The organism is Photobacterium sp. DNB22_13_2 (assembly GCF_052873915.1).
In genome coordinates this window covers 1-253 of sequence record NZ_JBNNXU010000203.1, presented here as the reverse complement: position 1 = coordinate 253, position 253 = coordinate 1, and the positions used below count along the sequence as shown (strand labels likewise).

The following is a 253-nucleotide window of genomic DNA, read 5'->3' as shown; positions in this document are numbered from 1 at the left end:
GCCGTCAGCAAGCAGGCGCGCGAGGTCGTCCATATCCAGGCCGGCGCTGTTCAACTGCGCCAGGATCTCGGCCGCCGTGCGCTCGCCATTGACCAACAACAGAATCGCACGCTGGCGATGCGTCACTTGCCCGCTACGCGTCTGCAGTTCCTGCGTGCCGCGCTCGGTGTGCGACAGGATGTGGCTCAGGTCCATCGTTCCCCTCCCTTTTTTGTATGTGTCTGTTCGATGAAGGGTCAGTCTAGAAAAACCC

1 protein-coding gene is annotated in these 253 nt (G+C 61.3%); it reads right to left on the bottom strand.

Features of this window, described 5'->3' with window-relative positions; genetic code table 11:
- Positions 1 to 195 (bottom strand): hypothetical protein (locus tag ACVA58_RS28370; RefSeq protein ID WP_446513567.1); only part of this gene is annotated, 195 nt, incomplete at its 3' end.
- Between the last annotated feature and the right edge of the window lie 58 nt (positions 196 to 253).